We start from the raw sequence: 15,762 nt of genomic DNA on the forward strand, positions 1-15,762 counted from the left end.
CCGTGCGAACCGCTCGCACGGGGGCCGCGGTGCGTCGCACCCACGGTGCGGGGCGGCGGCGGGCGGACTCCGGAAGGGGAGAGCGAGTCCCGAACAACCGAGCCCGCCGGTCAACCCCATGGGCGCAGCGTCCCGGGCGTTTCGGGGTCGGAGCGGCTGCAGGGGCCGACGCACCGTTCGGCCGACGGATTCCAGCCCATCGGGTGACAGCACCCGCATCCGGCTGACGCAACCGCTCGTTCGGCCTTATGGTGCGCTGGATCGCGGTGCGCGGGGCCCGTGCGCCGGGTCGCCGCCGGGTAGTGGTGCTCCCACGGGGGGATGCTGGACGGCGTCCGGCCGGGCGGTCGTCGGAGTGCTTCGCACCGGACCGGACGCCGGCGTCCGGGCGGCGTCACCGGAACGACCGGGCGGTGTCACCGGGACGAGTGGAAACCGGGGCGATCCGGAACGCCCACCCGCACCGGGGCGTCGAAAATGTCAGTAGCGCCACGCAGCATGCACTACCGGGGATCGGACGCCTCCGCTTCCCGGTCGGAACTGATCGTTTCGAGTTGGCTCAGGGCCCGAAGCCGGGCGCCCGAGGGCTCCGAAGGGGGTGCCGCACCGTATGGCCGCAGTCGACACCGCGCGCGCTCACGCCCAGGCGGTCCTGCGGGTCCGAGGCCTCGCCCGGGCCGCCGCCGCCCTGCCCGCCGCCGTCGCGGTGGTCCTGCTCGCGGGCCGGTTCACCGGCCGGATCGGCGCACCCGGGGCCGCCGACGCGGCGGGCTGGGACGCCGTCCGCTGGGCGGTCTGCGCGGTCGCCGCGCTGACCCTGCTGGTGGCCGGGCTGACCGCCCGGGCCCTGCGCCGGGCCGTCCCGCCGCGCACCCCGGCCGTCCCGCTGGACCGCGCCGAGGCCCCCGAGCTGTACCGGCTGATCGACGAGCTGGCGGACCGGCTGGACGTGCCCGCGCCCTCCGCCATCGCCCTCACGCCGGACTGCGACAGCTGGCTGGAGGACATCCCGCCGGCCCGGCGGACGGCACCGTCGAGGCCGCACCCGCTGCGGCCGCACCCCGAGCCGCCCGCCCCCGTCCTGGTGATCGGCTCGCCCTTCCTGTGGTGGATGCGGGCCGGGGAGCTGCGTGCCCTGCTCGCCCCCGTGGTGGCCGGCACCGCCGCCTCCGCCGACCCGGAGATCGCCGCCGCCCGGCGCTTCCTGCGCAGCCTGGACGCCTGCCTGGACTCCGGCGGCGGTGTCGCCCCCGGCCTCGGCGGCGGCATTCTGGCCGCCCCGCCCGAGCCGCCCCGGGGCGGCCCGGCCGCACTCGCCGAGCGGGTCACCCGCAGGGTCACCCGCCGCCTGCTCGGCGCCTGCCGGGGGCACTCCGCCGAGCTGGAGCGCTCGGTCGCCGGCTGGGCCTCCGAGCAGGCCAGGACGGTCGACTACGGCCTGCGGATCGCCGCCCAGGAGCAGGTCGGCCTGGCCTACGCGGGCTGGGACCGGCTGCTCACCCGGGTCGCGCTGCCCGCCTGGCGGCTCGGCCGCCACCCGGCCCACCTGAACGCCGGCGTGGTCTCCGCGCTCACCGAGCTGTCCCGGCGCGACCGGCTGGCCGACGGCTACGGCAGCAGGCTCGGCGACCGCCCCGCCTGCGACCTGCTGGAGGAGCCCGGCACCGTCGACCGGGCGGTCTCCCGGCTCGCCGCCGACCTGTTCTTCGGCCGTCCGGAAGCGGGCACCTGGCACGAGCTGGAGTGGGCCGACTACCCGGCCGACGTGGTGGACGCCGGCTGGCGGACGGGCGCCGCCACCCTGCAGACCGCACTGGACCGGCTCGTCCCGCAGTCCCGCCCCGGCGCCCCGACCCTCACCCGGCTGCTGGGCCGGCTCGCCGAGGGCGACGGCGAGCTGCTGGCCGCCGCGCTCGCCGCCCAGCCGGCCCGCACCACCGCCCCGGCCCCGCTGCTCGAACCCGACCGCAGTGGCCGCGACCTGCTGGTCGACCACGTCACCGCGATGGTCTGTTGCGCCGCCGTGGACACCGCCGGCGGCGCCCCCGGCCTGGACTGGCTGGACGGCCCGGTGCTGCTGCTCGGCGGAGTGCGCCGCACCGACCTCGCCGGCCCGGTCGCCCAGGCCGTCGAACAGGGCCAGGACGGCCCGCTGCGCGCCTGGCTGGACGCCGCCGACGTCCGGCTGGAGAAACCCGTCCGCCTCTGATGCCCCGGGCGTCCCAGGAGGGCGCTCGGCACCACCGCGCGCGCCCCCGATCGGTTCGGCCGCCGGGCGTCTTCGCAGGCCGGAGGCCCTGCCCGGGAGGCGCGCGAGATTCCCTGCACCAATTGCTACCGGAGGGTGACGTTGCGCCAGCACTCTGTGGTGTATTAGACCGCACGCACATCCGGGGGGCACGTGCCAACCGGGCGGAAGTGCACCTGGGAGGGGCGCGTGGGGACCGAACTCAACCGCCGCTGGGAGTCGGGGACGCACGCCTACAGCGTCTCCGACCCCTTCGGCCAGGGCCCGCTGCCCTGGCTGCGCAGCCCGGACCAGTACCTGGCCGGCGCGGAGGGCGCCGTCCCCTGGTACGTCTCGGTGGACGCGCCCGGCCAGCAGCCGCTGACCGCGGGCACCCGGCCCAAGCCGTCGGTCGGCACCCCGCAGGGCGCCAACGACGTGGACCAGCAGATCAAGGGCTTCGCCTCGGCCGGGGTGATCCGCCCCGGCGGCTCGGTGGACTTCCGGGTCACCGTCAACCCGCCCCGCGAGTTCACCGTGGACGTCTTCCGGATCGGCCACTACGGCGGCGACGGCGCCCGCCACATGACCTCCAGCCCGCTGATCGCCGGCCTCGTCCAGCCCGCCCCGCTGGTGGCCGACCGGACGGTCTCCTGCCACCACTGGTGGCACTCCTGGCGGCTGCAGATCCCGACGCACTGGAAGCCCGGCGCCTACGTCGCCGTGCTGACCACCGCGGACATGCTGCACCGCAGCCACATCCCCTTCACCGTCCGGGACTTCGAGGAGCAGGGGCACACCGCCGAGCTGCTCCTGGTGCTCCCGGACGTGACCTGGCAGGCGTACAACCTGTTCCCCGAGGACGGCCGCACCGGCGCCAGCCTCTACCACGCCTGGGACGGCCGGGGCGGCCTGGTCGGCGAGCCCGAGGCGGCCGTCACCGTCTCCTTCGACCGCCCGCACGCCACCGCCGGACTGCCGCTGCACGTCGGCCACGCGTACGACTTCATCCGCTGGGCCGAGCGATACGGCTACGACCTCTCCTACGCCACCGCCACCGACCTGCACGCCGGCCTGGTGGCCCCGTCCCGGCACCGGGCGCTGGTCTTCCCCGGCCACGACGAGTACTGGTCCGAACCGATGCGCCGGGCCGCCGAGCGGGCCCGGGACGGCGGCACCTCGCTGGTGTTCCTCTCCGCCAACACCATGTACTGGCGGGTCGAGCTGACCGCTGCCGCCTCCGGCGAGCCCAACCGGCTGCTCAACTGCCGCAAGCGGCAGAAGGTCGTCCCCGGCAGCCCGGCCGCCGGGGCGTCCGGCGCGGCCAGCGCGCTGTGGCGGGACGCCGGGGAGCCCGAGCAGCACCTGCTCGGGGTGCAGTACTCGGGGAGGGTCGCCGCGCCCGTCCCGCTGGTCGCCCGGCACACCGCGCACTGGCTCTGGGACGGCACCGGCCTCCAGGAGGGCGACGAACTGCCCGGGCTGGTCGCGGGCGAGGCCGACCGCTACTACCCCAAGGTCGCGCTGCCCGAGCACAACGAGCGGGTGCTGCTGGCACACTCGCCGTACCAGGACCTGGCCGGTCGCACCCGCTACCAGGAGACCTCGCTGTACCGGGCGCCCAGCGGCGCGTACGTCTTCGCGGCCGGCACCTTCGCCTGGTCGCCCGCGCTGGGCCGTCCGGGCCTGACCGACGAGCGGATCCAGCGGGCCACCGCAAACCTGCTGGACCGGCTCTGCAAGAACCAGCCGTCGGTCCCGGGCCCGGCGGCCGGAGAACCGGCGTTCGGCGGTCGTGAAAGACTGCGGGGGCAGTGACCTCCCTTTCGCGGTGCCCCCGCCCGTGAACGACCCCTGAGGACTGAGACACCTTGAGCGGATTTGTCACCAAGCCCGAGCCGGTCCAGGTACCTGGCCTGGTCCACCTGCACACCGGCAAGGTGCGCGACCTCTACCGCACCGAGTCGGGTGAGCTGGTCATGGTGGCCAGCGACCGGACGTCCGCCCACGACTGGGTGCTGCCGAACGAGATCCCCGACAAGGGCCGCATCCTCACCCAGCTGTCGCTGTGGTGGTTCGAGCGGATCGCCGACATCGTCCCCAACCACGTGATCTCCACCGAGGTCCCGGCCGGCGCCCCGGCCGACTGGAAGGGCCGCACGCTGGTCTGCCGCAGCCTGGAGATGATCCCGGTCGAGGCGGTCGCCCGCGGCTACCTGGCCGGCTCCGGCCTGGCCGAGTACGAGGAGAGCCGCACGGTCTGCGGCATCGCGCTGCCGGAGGGCCTGGAGAACAGCTCCGAGCTGCCCGCCCCGATCTACACCCCGGCGCTCAAGGCCGAGGTCGGCGAGCACGACGAGAACGTCTCCTACGAGGAGACCGCCCGCCGGATCGGCGCCGAGCTGGCCGCCCAGCTGCGCCGCACCACCCTGGACGTCTACGCCCGGGCCCGGGACATCGCCCGCGAGCGCGGCATCATCCTGGCCGACACCAAGTTCGAGTTCGGCCTGCTGGACGGCGAGCTGGTGATCGGCGACGAGGTGCTCACCCCGGACTCCTCCCGCTACTGGCCCGCCGACGAGTACCAGCCGGGCCGCTCGCAGTCGTCCTTCGACAAGCAGCTGATCCGCGACTGGCTGGTCTCCCCGGCCTCCGGCTGGGACCGTTACAGCGAGCAGCCGCCGCCGGCGCTGCCGGCCGAGATCGTCGAGCAGACCCGGGCCAAGTACATCGAGGTGTACGAGCGGCTGACCGGGACCACCTGGGCGTAACGCCACGACGCCCGCGGGTACGGCCTCAGATCCAGCCGTGCTCGCGGGCGATCCGCACCGCCGCGTGCCGGTTCTCCGCGCCCAGCTTGGTGGCCGCCGAGGACAGGTAGTTGCGCACCGTGCCCTGGGAGAGCGAGGCCCGCTCGGCGATCTCGGCGATCGGGGTGCCGTCGGCGGCCAGCTCCAGGACGTCCGTCTCGCGCGGGGTCAGCGGGGTCTCACCGGCGCTGATCGCGTCCGCGGCCAGCTCCGGGTCCACGTACCGGCCGCCGGAGCGCACGGTGCGGATGATGCCGGCCAGGTCGGACGCCGAGACGGTCTTCGGCAGGAAGCCGCGCACCCCGACCTCCAGCGCCCGCTTCAGGTAGCCCGGGCGGCCGTGCCCGGTGACGATCATGCAGCGGCAGTCCGGCAGCAGCAGGCGCAGCTGGGCGGCCACCTCGATGCCGTCCTTGCCCGGCATCTGGAGGTCCAGCACCGCGACGTCCGGGCGGTGCGACTGGGCCATCGCCAGCGCCTCCGGGCCGGAGCCGGCCTGCGCGACCACCTCGATGTCGTCCTCCAGCGAGAGCAGCGCGGCCAGCGCGCCCCGGATCAGGTGCTCGTCGTCGGCGAGCAGGACGCGGACGTGCGCGGTGTCGGTCATCGGGCGACCTTCCTCAACGGCGGATCAGCGGTCGGAGCGGGACGGTGGCGAGCATCCGGAAGACGCCCGCCTCGGCGGCCGGTACGGTCAGCTCGCCGTCGTGGGCGGCGAGCCGCTCGCGCAGTCCGCGCAGCCCGGTGCCGCTGCCCTGGGAGGGGAACGGGACGTCGGGCACCCCGTCATTCTCCAGTTCCAGCACGGCCCGTCCGTCCTCGGTCCGCAGCCGGATCAGGCAGCGGTCGGCCTCGCTGTGCCGCAGCACGTTGGTGGTGGCCTCGCGGATCACCCAGCCGAACACCGACTGCACCGGGGCCGGCAGCTCGTCGGCGTGCTCGCCGAGGTCGATCTCGCAGGTGACGTCGGCCGAGCGCAGCACGGCGCGGGCGCCGATCGCCTCGGCGTGCAGGTCGGCGGTGCGGTAGCCGCGGATGACGTCCCGGACCTCGCGCTGCGACTCCTGGGCGATCTTCTGCACCTCGGCCATCTGGTCGGCGGCCTCCGCACGCCCCCGGCGGGCGAGCTGGACGGCGAGCTCGCTCTTCAGCGCGATGGTGGTGAGGTTGCGGCCCATCACGTCGTGCAGGTCGCGGGAGAAGCGCAGCCGCTCCTCGGCGACGGCCAGCCGGGACTGCGCCTCGCGGGCGGCGTCCAGCTCCCAGACCACCGAGGTCAGCCAGGCGAAACTGCGGCAGGTCGCTCCGAGGATGGGCAGCGTGATCAGGGCGCTGACCAGCATTCCGGCGGTGCCGGCGATGCCGTACCCGGCCAGCGCCATCGCCGGGGCCAGCAGCAGGAACCCGCCGAGGGCGGCCAGCGAGGCTCGGGGCAGCGACAGCCCGATGGACGCCGGGCCGAAGGCGACGGCGAGCAGGAGGAGCGAGACCGTGGAGGTGAACGCCGTTGCCTGCGGGCCGTCCGCCCCACCGGCGTCCGGTCCGGACAGCAGGACGGCCCAGGAGCCGGCCACCGCGAACGCGCCGTTGACGGACAGCCAGCGCAGGTGGTCGGTGGGGCGCTTCAGGTAGTGGTCGAGCGAGGTGCGGCAGGCCCGCAGGCCCAGCAGCGTCGAGGTGAGCGCGACCAGCAGGGCGATCCGGACCGTTGCGATGGAGTCCGGCAGGTCGGCACGGGCCCCGGCGGCGAGCAACGTGATCGGGAGCACCAACAGCGGCAGCGAGTAGAGCGACCAGCGCAGGTACAGCTCGGTGCGCTGGGGTTTGCTCAGGTTCGTCCAGCTGTGAAGCGGCGACCGCATTCTCAATTCTTCCGCCCCCAGTTCGACCACGATCATGCTTGCTGCCTTCATATCAGAGGTCGAACCGAGGGTGGTCCTTCGGATTGCTGTTCGGTGCTCAGCCGGAGGCTCAGCGGCGCGGCTCCCAGCGGAAGTAGCGCACCGCGCCCCAGACCGCCAGACCCAGCCAGATGGTCCCGGTGACCAGGTGCGAGCCGGCCGCGCCCCAGGAGCCGGCGAAGCCGGTCGCGGCGACCGAGCCGTCGGTGCCGAACCAGCCGACGCGGATCAGCTGGAAGGCCGGGGTGGTCGGCAGCAGGCGGCAGATGTCGGCCAGCTGCTTGGGCATGACCTCCAGCGGGATGAACAGGCCGGAGCCGAGCTGCATGACCAGCATGATCGGCAGGGTGGTGATGCCCGCGCTTTCCACGGTCTTGGTGAAGGCGCTGGACAGCGCGGCCAGGGCGATCATGGTGGCCAGTGCCAGCAGCAGGCCGACCAGCATCAGCACCGGGTTGACCGGCACGGCCAGGTGCAGGCCGAGGCTGCCGCCGATCCCGATCAGGGCGGCCATCAGCAGGCCGAGCACGAGCGAGGGGACGGCGGTGCCGAGCAGGATCTCGATGTCCCGGGCCTCACCGGTCCGAAGCCGCTTGAGGACCAGCTCACCGCGCCGGCCGACGTACGCGGCGGTCAGGTTGTAGTACACGACGAAGGCCAGGATCATCCCGACCGAGCCGTAGACCAGCAGCGAGTCGACGTCCAGCCCGGGGTTGGTCTCGGCCTGCTTCGCCAGCGTGCTCTGCAGGGTGAAGATCAGCACCAGCGGCAGCAGCAGGGCGGTGAACAGGGCCGTGCGGTTGCGCAGCAGCAGGGTGGCCTCGGCCCGGCCGAGGGCGAGCAGCCGGCGGACGGTGGTGCTCTGCGGGCCGGTGGCGGTGGGGGCGGCGGCGGTGGTCATCGGGCGGATCCGATCAGGCGGCGGCGGGCGGGACGGGTGGCGGCGGCGGGCGCCTGCGGCGGGTTCTGGTGGGCGGCCTCGGAGGCGATCGCGAGGAAGGCCTCCTCCAGCGAGGCGCTGCGGGCGTCCAGGGCACCGAGCGCGATCCCGTGGTGCCGGGCCCAGCCGAGCAGGTCGGTGAGGGTGTCCTGGAGCCCGAGGGTCTGCACGGTGACCTTGCGGCCGTCGACGGCGACCTCGGCCCCGGCCAGGACGGGCAGCGCGGCCCCGGCGAACTCGGGCAGTTCGAAGGAGATCCGGGAGGGCCGGCCGGCGATCACGTCGGCGACGGTGCCGGAGGTGACGACCTGGCCGCCGTGCATGATGGCCAGCCGGTCGGCCAGTTCCTCGGCCTCCTCCAGGTAGTGCGTGGTGAGCAGCACCGTGGTGCCCTGGGCGCGCAGCTCGCGGACCAGCCGCCAGACGGCGGCGCGCGCCTCCGGGTCGAGGCCGGTGCTGGGCTCGTCCAGGAAGAGCACCTCGGGGCGGCCGAGCAGGGCCATCGCGAGGTCCAGCCGGCGCTTCTCGCCGCCGGACAGCTGCTTGACCCGGACGTCCGCGCGGTGGCCGAGGCCGACCAGCTCCAGCGCCTCCGCCACCGGGCGGGCGCCACTGGTCATCCCGGCCCAGGCGCGGCCGGTCTCGGCGGCGGTGAGCTCGCCGGGGAAGCCGCCCTCCTGGAGCATGATGCCGATCCGCGGGCGGACGGCGGCGCGCTCCTTGAAGGGGTCCCGGCCGAGCACCCGGACGGTGCCGCCGGTGGGCGCGGCCAGACCCTCGACGACCTCCATGGTGGAGGTCTTGCCGGCCCCGTTGGTGCCGAGCAGGGCGAACAGCTCGCCGCGGCGGACGGTCAGGTCGACGCCGCGCACGGCGTGGTACCCCGTGGTGCCGCCGCCGTAGTGGCGGTGCAGGTCGGTGACCTCGATCACGTCTTCGCTGGGGCGGGAGGGCCGGCTCGTTTCCATGCCTCAAGCCTTCCGCCGACCGGGCCGCGCGGGCAGTGCGCGCCGTCATGACATCGCGGTGGGGATGCACGGGTCGGCGATGACAAATGTCATGGCCGTACCCCCGGTCGAACTCGCGGACGTCGGGCCCGCGGGCGCCGGGGGGAATGCCGAAGGGCCCCCTCGATCGAGGGGGCCCTTCGTACCGGAGCGGACGACGAGATTCGAACTCGCGACCCTCACCTTGGCAAGGTGATGCTCTACCAACTGAGCCACGTCCGCAGGTCTGACTATTGAGTTGTGCTGTGCTCGCGCACTGCGAGCGGACGACGAGATTCGAACTCGCGACCCTCACCTTGGCAAGGTGATGCTCTACCAACTGAGCCACGTCCGCATGGTGCCTGGTGGGGCACCCGCCGCCTCTTCGGATCTCTCCGTTGCGGCGACGAGGAATACTCTACAGCATCGTTCGGGGTGGTCGCCCCACCCTTTCGGTCCGGGTGGGCGGGGCGACCGGGGAGCGGGTCCCCGCGCGGCTCAGTTCGCCTCGGCGAACGCCTCGTACACGTGCTTGGGGATGCGTCCGCGGGCCGGCAGTTCCATCCCGCGGGACAGGGCCCAGGCGCGGACGGCGGCCGGGTCCGGGGTGAGGGCGGTGCGGCGGAAGGACTTTCCGGTGCGGCTCTGGCGGCGGCCGGCGGCGACGAACGGGGCGAGGGCCTCCCGCAGCTTTTCCGCGTTGTCCACGGACAGGTCGATCTCGTACGACTTCCCGTCGACGCCGAAGTGGACGGTTTCCGCGGCAGCGCCGCCGTCCAGGTCGTCGGAGAGCGTGACAACTACACGCTGAGCCATGGGTGTCAATCCTCTCGGGCAATTCGGCCACCGGTCCGCGGGGGTACGCCGGGGCCTGATGTGCACCAACTCGCGCAAGCGCGTACGGGCGGGCCGGACGGCTCGCCTGATACGCAGCACTTGCCGCGACAGGTGGCCCTATTCTGCACCCGAAGGGGGCCGAAATCGAAGAGTCCGGCATTCTTTTCCGGATATTCACGTCTCTTCGCGGGACTCCCGGATACCGATGAGCGGGACGGGCGGATCTGTCCCCAAGTGCCGTATTCGGGTGTTCTCCGGACGGCGTGGTTCCGAGTGCCGAATCCGCGGAAACCGGTCGGCCCGGACGGGCGGCGAGGAGCCCGGATCCCTTGCGGCGTAAGGGTCTGGGGTCTACGCGCGTCGCTATCCCCGGCCAGCAATCCTGCCCGAAACCACGGGTAGTCTGGAGTTCCCCCGCCTCACCGAAGACACCACCGGGAGTGCCAGTGGCACGCGTCGTAGTCGACGTCATGCTCAAGCCGGAGATCCTCGACCCCCAGGGACAGGCGGTGCAGCGCGCACTGCCCCGTCTCGGATTCACCGGGATCGCCGACGTCCGCCAGGGCAAGCGTTTCGAGCTGGATGTGGAGGGCCCGGTCGACGACGCGGCGCTCGCCCGTATCCGCGAAGCCGCCGAGACCTTTCTCGCCAACACCGTGATCGAGGACTTCACCGTCCGGGTCGAGGAGGAGGGCAAGTGACCACCCGCGTCGGCGTCGTCACTTTCCCCGGCTCCCTCGACGACCGCGACGCCCAGCGGGCGGTCCGCCTCGCCGGCGCCGAGCCGGTCGCCCTCTGGCACCGTGACAAGGATCTCCACCAGGTCGACGCCGTCGTCCTGCCGGGAGGATTCAGTTACGGCGACTATCTGCGCTGCGGTGCGATCTCCCGCTTCTCGCCGGTGATGGAGACCATCATCGAGCAGGCGAGGCTCGGAATGCCGGTGCTCGGTATCTGCAACGGCTTCCAGGTGCTGTGCGAATCGCACCTGCTGCCCGGTGCGCTGACCCGGAACGACTCGCTGCACTTCATCTGCCGCGACCAGAAGCTGCGCATCGAGAACGCCGGCACCGCCTGGACCCGGGATTACTCGGCGGGCCAGGAAATCGTCGTCCCGCTGAAGAACGGCGAGGGCCGCTTCGTCGCCGAGGAGCGGGTGCTGGACGAACTGGAGGCGGAGGGCCGGGTCGTCGCCCGTTACCTGGACGTCAACCCGAACGGTTCGTACCGCGACATCGCCGGCATCACCAACGCCGCCGGCAATGTCGTCGGCCTGATGCCGCACCCGGAGCACGCCGTGGAGCCGCTCACCGGTCCGACCACCGAGGGCCTGGGCTTCTTCACTTCCGTCCTGAAGCAGCTGGTGAACGCCTGATGAGCCTCGACACCGTCAAGAACGCCGAGCAGACCCCGGACGCGGCCCAGCCCTGGGCCGAACTCGGCCTCAAGGAGGACGAGTACGCGCGCATCCGGGAGATCCTCGGCCGCCGTCCGACCGGCGCCGAACTCGCCATGTACTCGGTCATGTGGTCGGAGCACTGTTCGTACAAGAGCAGCAAGGTCCACCTGAAGCAGTTCGGCGAGAAGAAGCCGGATTCGGACGCGATGCTCGTCGGCATCGGCGAGAACGCCGGCGTTGTCGACGTCGGCCAGGGCTACGCGGTCACCTTCAAGGTCGAGTCGCACAACCACCCGTCGTACATCGAGCCCTACCAGGGCGCGGCCACCGGCATCGGCGGCATCGTGCGCGACATCCTGGCGATGGGCGCCCGCCCGGTCGCCGTGATGGACCCGCTGCGCTTCGGTGCGGCCGACCACCCGGACACCCGGCGCGTGCTGCCCGGGATCGTCGCGGGCATCGGCGGCTACGGCAACTGCCTGGGCCTGCCGAACATCGGCGGCGAGGTCGTCTTCGACTCCTGCTACCAGGGCAACCCGCTGGTCAACGCGCTGTGCGTGGGTGTCATGAAGCACGAGGACATCCACCTCGCGCAGGCCTCCGGCGCCGGCAACAAGGTCATCCTGTACGGCGCCCGCACCGGCGGCGACGGCATCGGCGGCGTCTCGGTGCTCGCCTCCGAGACCTTCGACGACACCAAGCCGGCCAAGCGCCCGGCGGTCCAGGTCGGCGACCCGTTCCAGGAGAAGCTCCTGATCGAGTGCACCCTGGAGATCTTCCGGGAGAAGCTCGTCAAGGGCATCCAGGACCTCGGTGGCGCCGGCCTGTCCTGCGCGACCAGCGAGCTGGCCTCGGCCGGCTCCGGCGGCATGCGGATCCAGCTCGACACCGTGCACCTGCGCGACCACACGCTCTCGCCCGAGGAGATCCTCATGAGCGAGTCGCAGGAGCGCATGTGCGCGATCGTGGAGCCCGACAAGGTCGACCGCTTCCTGGAGATCTGCGAGAAGTGGGACGTCATCGCCAACGTCATCGGTGAGGTGACCGACGGCGAGCGCCTGGAGATCTACTGGCACGGCGAGCTCGTGGTGGACGTCCCGCCGCGCACCGTCGCCCACGAGGGCCCGACCTACCAGCGCCCGTACGCCCGCCCGAGCTGGCAGGACGCGCTGCAGGCCGACGCCCCGACCGCCGAGCGGCTGGCCCGCCCGACCACCGGCGAGGGCCTCAAGGCCGACCTGCTGAAGGTCGCGAGCCACCCGAACCAGGCCTCCAAGTCCTGGATCACCGACCAGTACGACCGCTACGTGCTCGGCAACACCGTGCTCTCGGTCGGCGAGGACTCGGGCATGATCCGGATCGACGAGGAGACCAACCTCGGCGTCTCGGTCGCCACCGACGGCAACGGCCGCTTCGCCAAGCTGGACCCGTACACCGGCGCCCAGCTGGCCCTGGCCGAGGCGTACCGCAACGTCGCGGCCGGCGGCGCCAAGCCGCTCGCCGTCTCCGACTGCCTCAACTTCGGCTCCCCCGAGGACCCGGACGTGATGTGGCAGTTCGCCGAGGCCACCCGAGGCCTGGCCGACGCCTGCCTGGTGCTCGGCACCCCGGTCACCGGCGGCAACGTCTCGCTGTACAACCAGACCGGCGAGGTCGCCATCCACCCGACCCCGGTGGTCGCGGTGCTCGGCGTCATCGACGACGTCACCCGGCGCACCCCGCTGGCCTTCGCCGAGGAGGGGCAGCTGCTCTACCTGCTCGGCGACACGGCGGACGAGCTCGGCGGCTCGGCCTGGTCGCAGGCCGTCCACGACCACCTCGGCGGCCTGCCGCCCAAGGTGGACCTGGAGCGCGAGCGGCTGCTCGGCGAGATCCTGATCGCCGCCTCGCGCGACGGCATGATCGACGCCGCGCACGACCTGTCCGACGGCGGTCTCGGCCAGGCGCTGGTGGAGAGCTGCCTCAAGGGTGGCCACGGTGCGCGGATCGTCGTGCCCGAGGGCCAGGACCCGTTCGTCCTCCTGTTCTCGGAGTCGGCCGGCCGCGCCGTCGTGGCGGTGCCGCGCAGCGAGGAGCTCCGGTTCAACGACATGTGCACCGCGCGCGGCCTGCCGGCCACCCGGATCGGTGTCGTGGACGGCGACAGCCTGGACGTCCAGGGCCAGTTCAGCGTCTCGCTGGCCGAGCTGAAGGACGCCCACACCGGCGTCATCGAGGCTCTGCTGGCCTGACGCACGGCTCCTGAGGGGCGGGCGGTTCCTGGTGAACCGTCCGCCCCTCGGCGTATGTTGAGGCCCATGCCTGCCAAGCCCCGTACGTACCAGCCGCAGAAGGTCCGCGCCGGTCTGGCCGGCCAGACCCGGGCGCTGAGCGCCGCCGTCGCCGCGCTCGGCACCGGGCAGCTGGACCTGCCGACCCGGCTGGGGCAGTGGCGGGTCCGCGAGCTGCTCGCCCACCTCGCCGTCCAACTCGAGTACGTCCCGGCGCACCTGGACGACCTGCCCCAGGGACGGGCGCCGCTGGACCTGCTGGGCTGGGTGGCCGGGGTCGGTACCGTCGCGCCGCTGCTGGACGAGCAGGCCCGGGAGCGGAGCGCGGCGGAGTTCGCCGGGGACGCGGCCTCGGTGGCGGCCGCCTTCGGGCGGCCCGCGGACGCCCTGACCGCCCTGCTGGAGCGGCCCGAAGCCGCCGACCCGGCCCGCAGGTTCGAGATCCGGCTGGGCTCGATGGCGCTCTCCGACATGCTGGTGACCAGGCTGGTGGAGACGGTCGTGCACGCCGACGACCTGGCCGACGCGCTCGGCCTCGACGCCTTCCCGCACGACCGCCAGGCCCTCGCCGCCGTCACCCGGCTGCTGGCCGACGCCCTCGCCGACCAGGCGCCCGGCGGCGCGGTCGAGGTGCGGGTCCCGCCGTACGCGGTCGTCCAGGCCGTGCCGGGGCCGAAGCACACCCGGGGCACCCCGCCCAACGTGGTGGAGACCGACCCGCTGACCTGGATCCGGCTGGCCACCGGCCGGGCCGACTGGGCGGCGGCGGTCGAGGCCGCCGAGGTGTCCGCCTCGGGGGAGCGCAGCGACCTGCGGGCGTACCTGCCGGTGCTCGGCTAGGGCCTGTCCTCGAACCGGTGTCTGCGGGGCGCGTGGGGGCGGGTCCTGCCCGTCGTGCCGCGGCTCCTGTCCTAGGGGACGGACGGCCCGCTGAGGTACCCGCCCTCCGCGGAGTACGGCCAGGCGTTGGGCGTGCAGCCCTTGAGGCCGTAGATCTGCTGCATCATCGCGGGTGCGGGTTTGCCCTCCCCCGGGCAGCCCTCGTGTCCGTGGCCGATCCGGTGGCCCACCTCGTGGTTGACGATCAGCGCCCGGTACTCCTCCAGCGGTCCGCTGAACTGGGGCGAACCGGTGTTCCAGCGCTTGGAGTTGACGAGCACCTGGTTGCCGACGTTGCAGTTGACCTCACCGTGAGTGTCCAGGCCGGAGGCGCCGCAGATCCGGTCCACGGTGGCCGGTGAGGCGATCTTCACGGTGAAGTCGTACGGGCCGCCGGCGACCAGCTGGAAGCCGTTCTTGCGGTCGTTGGTCCAGCCGCGCTTGTCGCCGAGGATGCCGTGGATCTGTGCGGCGGCCGCTGAGGCGTCGATGCCGATGCCGTCCTCGACCTCGACCCGGTAGCGGCGCACGGTGCCGTGCCCGACCGGCTTGGCGGTGGCGGGCGCGACGGTGAAGGTGCCGGCGCCCTTGGTGGGGCCTGGGTCCGGTCCGGCGGGGGCGGGCGGTGCGGGCGGCGGGGTGTCGGCCTGTGCCGGGGCGGGAGCCGGGGGCGGGGTCTCCGCCGGCGGCGCCGTGGCGGCCTGCTCGGCCGGCGGGGCGACCCTCGCCTGGGTGGTCGGGGCGGCGGCCGGGGTCCCCGCGGGGCGGGTCAGCACGACCGCCGTGGCGCCCAGCACCAGCACGGCGACCACAAGTGCCGTGAGCATGCCAGGGCCGAGTCTCCGCCGCTGCCGTCGGCGTCGGCGACCGCCCTTCCGGGGCGGTGCGGCGCGCCTGCCGGCGGATCGGGCTGCGGACATGATCTTCACACTCGCATGGGAAACGGGTGAATGTCCATGTCCCCGGTGTGCGGCGTTCGGGGCGCGGGAAGCGGTGGCCGTCCGGGACGGCGGTTGACCCCTGCGTCTCGGATGGCAGACTTCAGGGCATGGCGATTCACAGGAACCTTCTCGACGGTCCCGAACCGACCCTCCTCCCGGAGGAGGAGCGGCCCTACCGGATGCTGGCGGAGGAGTCGGCCTCCCCGACCCAGGTGGCGGCCGAGTTTCCGGCCTTCTGCCTGGCCTGGGCCATGCTCGCCGACGACGCCTACGCGGCCGGCCGGTACGTCGAGTCGTATGCCTACGCCCGTACCGGCTACCACCGCGGCCTGGACGCGCTGCGGCGCAACGGCTGGAAGGGCCACGGCCCGGTGCCGTGGGAGCACCGCGGCAACCGCGGCTTCCTGCGCTGCCTGGCGGCGCTCGCCCGGGCGGCCGGCGCGATCAAGGAGACCGAGGAGGAGGCCCGCTGCTGGCAGTTCCTGAAGGACAGCAGCGCAGAGGCGTACGCGGAGCTCAAGCAGTAGGACACCCCCCCGACGTGCGGGTGCCCCCGGCGGTCTCCGCCGGGG

14 protein-coding genes and 2 tRNA genes are annotated in these 15,762 nt (G+C 73.3%); 8 read left to right on the plus strand and 8 right to left on the minus strand.

Translation table 11 applies throughout. The annotated features are described in order from the left end of the window. The first annotated feature begins 610 nt into the window (after positions 1 to 610). The 3 genes from ACFU7Y_RS22725 to ACFU7Y_RS22735 all read left to right on the plus strand — a co-directional run bounded on the left by ACFU7Y_RS22725 (position 611) and on the right by ACFU7Y_RS22735 (position 4,998). A complete protein-coding gene (locus ACFU7Y_RS22725; protein WP_380769476.1) occupies positions 611 to 2,209 on the plus strand; it encodes a hypothetical protein in 1,599 nt (532 codons plus the stop codon). A 228-nt stretch (positions 2,210 to 2,437) separates the two neighbouring features. Beyond that, complete coding sequence (locus ACFU7Y_RS22730; RefSeq protein WP_224281505.1) at positions 2,438 to 4,045, plus strand: N,N-dimethylformamidase beta subunit family domain-containing protein; 1,608 nt, start codon at positions 2,438 to 2,440, stop codon at positions 4,043 to 4,045. Between the two features lie 53 nt (positions 4,046 to 4,098). Next, the gene (locus tag ACFU7Y_RS22735; protein WP_224281506.1) at positions 4,099 to 4,998 is read left to right on the plus strand and encodes a phosphoribosylaminoimidazolesuccinocarboxamide synthase; all 900 of its coding nucleotides are present in this window, start codon (positions 4,099 to 4,101) and stop codon (positions 4,996 to 4,998) included. A gap of 25 nt (positions 4,999 to 5,023) precedes the next feature. Here the strand turns inward: ACFU7Y_RS22735 and ACFU7Y_RS22740 are convergent, their stop codons facing one another. From ACFU7Y_RS22740 to ACFU7Y_RS22770, 7 genes are all read right to left on the minus strand, one after another. Next, the gene (locus ACFU7Y_RS22740) at positions 5,024 to 5,644 is read right to left on the minus strand and encodes a response regulator (RefSeq protein ID WP_380769477.1); all 621 of its coding nucleotides are present in this window, start codon (positions 5,642 to 5,644) and stop codon (positions 5,024 to 5,026) included. Positions 5,645 to 5,657: 13 nt separating this feature from the next. After that, a complete protein-coding gene (locus tag ACFU7Y_RS22745; RefSeq protein WP_224281508.1) occupies positions 5,658 to 6,899 on the minus strand; it encodes a sensor histidine kinase in 1,242 nt (413 codons plus the stop codon). A 109-nt stretch (positions 6,900 to 7,008) separates the two neighbouring features. After that, positions 7,009 to 7,839 carry an ABC transporter permease gene (locus ACFU7Y_RS22750; protein WP_224281509.1) on the minus strand — a complete coding sequence of 277 codons (831 nt, stop codon included), beginning with the start codon at positions 7,837 to 7,839 and terminating at the stop codon, positions 7,009 to 7,011. Next, the gene (locus ACFU7Y_RS22755; protein WP_380769478.1) at positions 7,836 to 8,846 is read right to left on the minus strand and encodes an ABC transporter ATP-binding protein; all 1,011 of its coding nucleotides are present in this window, start codon (positions 8,844 to 8,846) and stop codon (positions 7,836 to 7,838) included. Before ACFU7Y_RS22755 ends, ACFU7Y_RS22750 begins: the two co-directional genes overlap by 4 nt. A 188-nt stretch (positions 8,847 to 9,034) precedes the next feature. Beyond that, a tRNA-Gly gene (locus ACFU7Y_RS22760) sits at positions 9,035 to 9,107 on the minus strand. A 39-nt stretch (positions 9,108 to 9,146) separates the two neighbouring features. Then, a tRNA-Gly gene (locus ACFU7Y_RS22765) sits at positions 9,147 to 9,219 on the minus strand. 143 nt (positions 9,220 to 9,362) lie between these two features. After that, positions 9,363 to 9,680 carry an Lsr2 family protein gene (locus tag ACFU7Y_RS22770; RefSeq protein ID WP_030056585.1) on the minus strand — a complete coding sequence of 106 codons (318 nt, stop codon included), beginning with the start codon at positions 9,678 to 9,680 and terminating at the stop codon, positions 9,363 to 9,365. A gap of 467 nt (positions 9,681 to 10,147) precedes the next feature. On the opposite strand from ACFU7Y_RS22770, the gene purS reads away from it, so the two are divergent. The 4 genes from purS to ACFU7Y_RS22790 all read left to right on the plus strand — a co-directional run bounded on the left by purS (position 10,148) and on the right by ACFU7Y_RS22790 (position 14,210). Next, positions 10,148 to 10,402, plus strand: coding sequence for a phosphoribosylformylglycinamidine synthase subunit PurS (gene purS, locus ACFU7Y_RS22775; RefSeq protein WP_049654013.1), 255 nt, complete (start codon positions 10,148 to 10,150; stop codon positions 10,400 to 10,402). Further along, entirely contained in the window at positions 10,399 to 11,076 is a 678-nt protein-coding gene (gene purQ, locus ACFU7Y_RS22780) for a phosphoribosylformylglycinamidine synthase subunit PurQ (protein ID WP_224281512.1), read from the plus strand. Before purS ends, purQ begins: the two co-directional genes overlap by 4 nt. After that, positions 11,076 to 13,331 carry a phosphoribosylformylglycinamidine synthase subunit PurL gene (purL, locus tag ACFU7Y_RS22785; protein ID WP_224281514.1) on the plus strand — a complete coding sequence of 752 codons (2,256 nt, stop codon included), beginning with the start codon at positions 11,076 to 11,078 and terminating at the stop codon, positions 13,329 to 13,331. Before purQ ends, purL begins: the two co-directional genes overlap by 1 nt. A 66-nt stretch (positions 13,332 to 13,397) precedes the next feature. Next, entirely contained in the window at positions 13,398 to 14,210 is an 813-nt protein-coding gene (locus tag ACFU7Y_RS22790) for a sterol carrier family protein (RefSeq protein WP_380769480.1), read from the plus strand. Positions 14,211 to 14,281: 71 nt separating this feature from the next. On the opposite strand, the gene ACFU7Y_RS22795 is transcribed toward ACFU7Y_RS22790, so the two are convergent. Next, the gene (locus tag ACFU7Y_RS22795; protein WP_380769481.1) at positions 14,282 to 15,076 is read right to left on the minus strand and encodes a DUF3152 domain-containing protein; all 795 of its coding nucleotides are present in this window, start codon (positions 15,074 to 15,076) and stop codon (positions 14,282 to 14,284) included. 221 nt (positions 15,077 to 15,297) lie between these two features. On the opposite strand from ACFU7Y_RS22795, the gene ACFU7Y_RS22800 reads away from it, so the two are divergent. Beyond that, a complete protein-coding gene (locus ACFU7Y_RS22800; protein WP_224284780.1) occupies positions 15,298 to 15,717 on the plus strand; it encodes a DUF3151 domain-containing protein in 420 nt (139 codons plus the stop codon). Positions 15,718 to 15,762 lie beyond the last annotated feature (45 nt).

Origin of the sequence: Kitasatospora sp. NPDC057542, assembly GCF_042801945.1 — a bacterium.
GTDB lineage: Bacteria > Actinomycetota > Actinomycetes > Streptomycetales > Streptomycetaceae > Kitasatospora.

What these genes read in the sequence shown, in the direction of transcription:
- ACFU7Y_RS22725 (WP_380769476.1), top strand. Translation starts at nt 611, where the DNA reads ATGGCCGCAGTCGACACCGCGCGCGCTCACGCCCAGGCGGTCCTGCGG.
- ACFU7Y_RS22740 (WP_380769477.1), bottom strand. Translation starts at nt 5,644, where the DNA reads ATGACCGACACCGCGCACGTCCGCGTCCTGCTCGCCGACGACGAGCAC.
- ACFU7Y_RS22745 (WP_224281508.1), bottom strand. Translation starts at nt 6,899, where the DNA reads ATGCGGTCGCCGCTTCACAGCTGGACGAACCTGAGCAAACCCCAGCGC.
- ACFU7Y_RS22750 (WP_224281509.1), bottom strand. Translation starts at nt 7,839, where the DNA reads ATGACCACCGCCGCCGCCCCCACCGCCACCGGCCCGCAGAGCACCACC.
- ACFU7Y_RS22755 (WP_380769478.1), bottom strand. Translation starts at nt 8,846, where the DNA reads ATGGAAACGAGCCGGCCCTCCCGCCCCAGCGAAGACGTGATCGAGGTC.
- ACFU7Y_RS22770 (WP_030056585.1), bottom strand. Translation starts at nt 9,680, where the DNA reads ATGGCTCAGCGTGTAGTTGTCACGCTCTCCGACGACCTGGACGGCGGC.
- purL (WP_224281514.1), top strand. Translation starts at nt 11,076, where the DNA reads ATGAGCCTCGACACCGTCAAGAACGCCGAGCAGACCCCGGACGCGGCC.
- ACFU7Y_RS22790 (WP_380769480.1), top strand. Translation starts at nt 13,398, where the DNA reads ATGCCTGCCAAGCCCCGTACGTACCAGCCGCAGAAGGTCCGCGCCGGT.
- ACFU7Y_RS22795 (WP_380769481.1), bottom strand. Translation starts at nt 15,076, where the DNA reads ATGCTCACGGCACTTGTGGTCGCCGTGCTGGTGCTGGGCGCCACGGCG.
- ACFU7Y_RS22800 (WP_224284780.1), top strand. Translation starts at nt 15,298, where the DNA reads ATGGCGATTCACAGGAACCTTCTCGACGGTCCCGAACCGACCCTCCTC.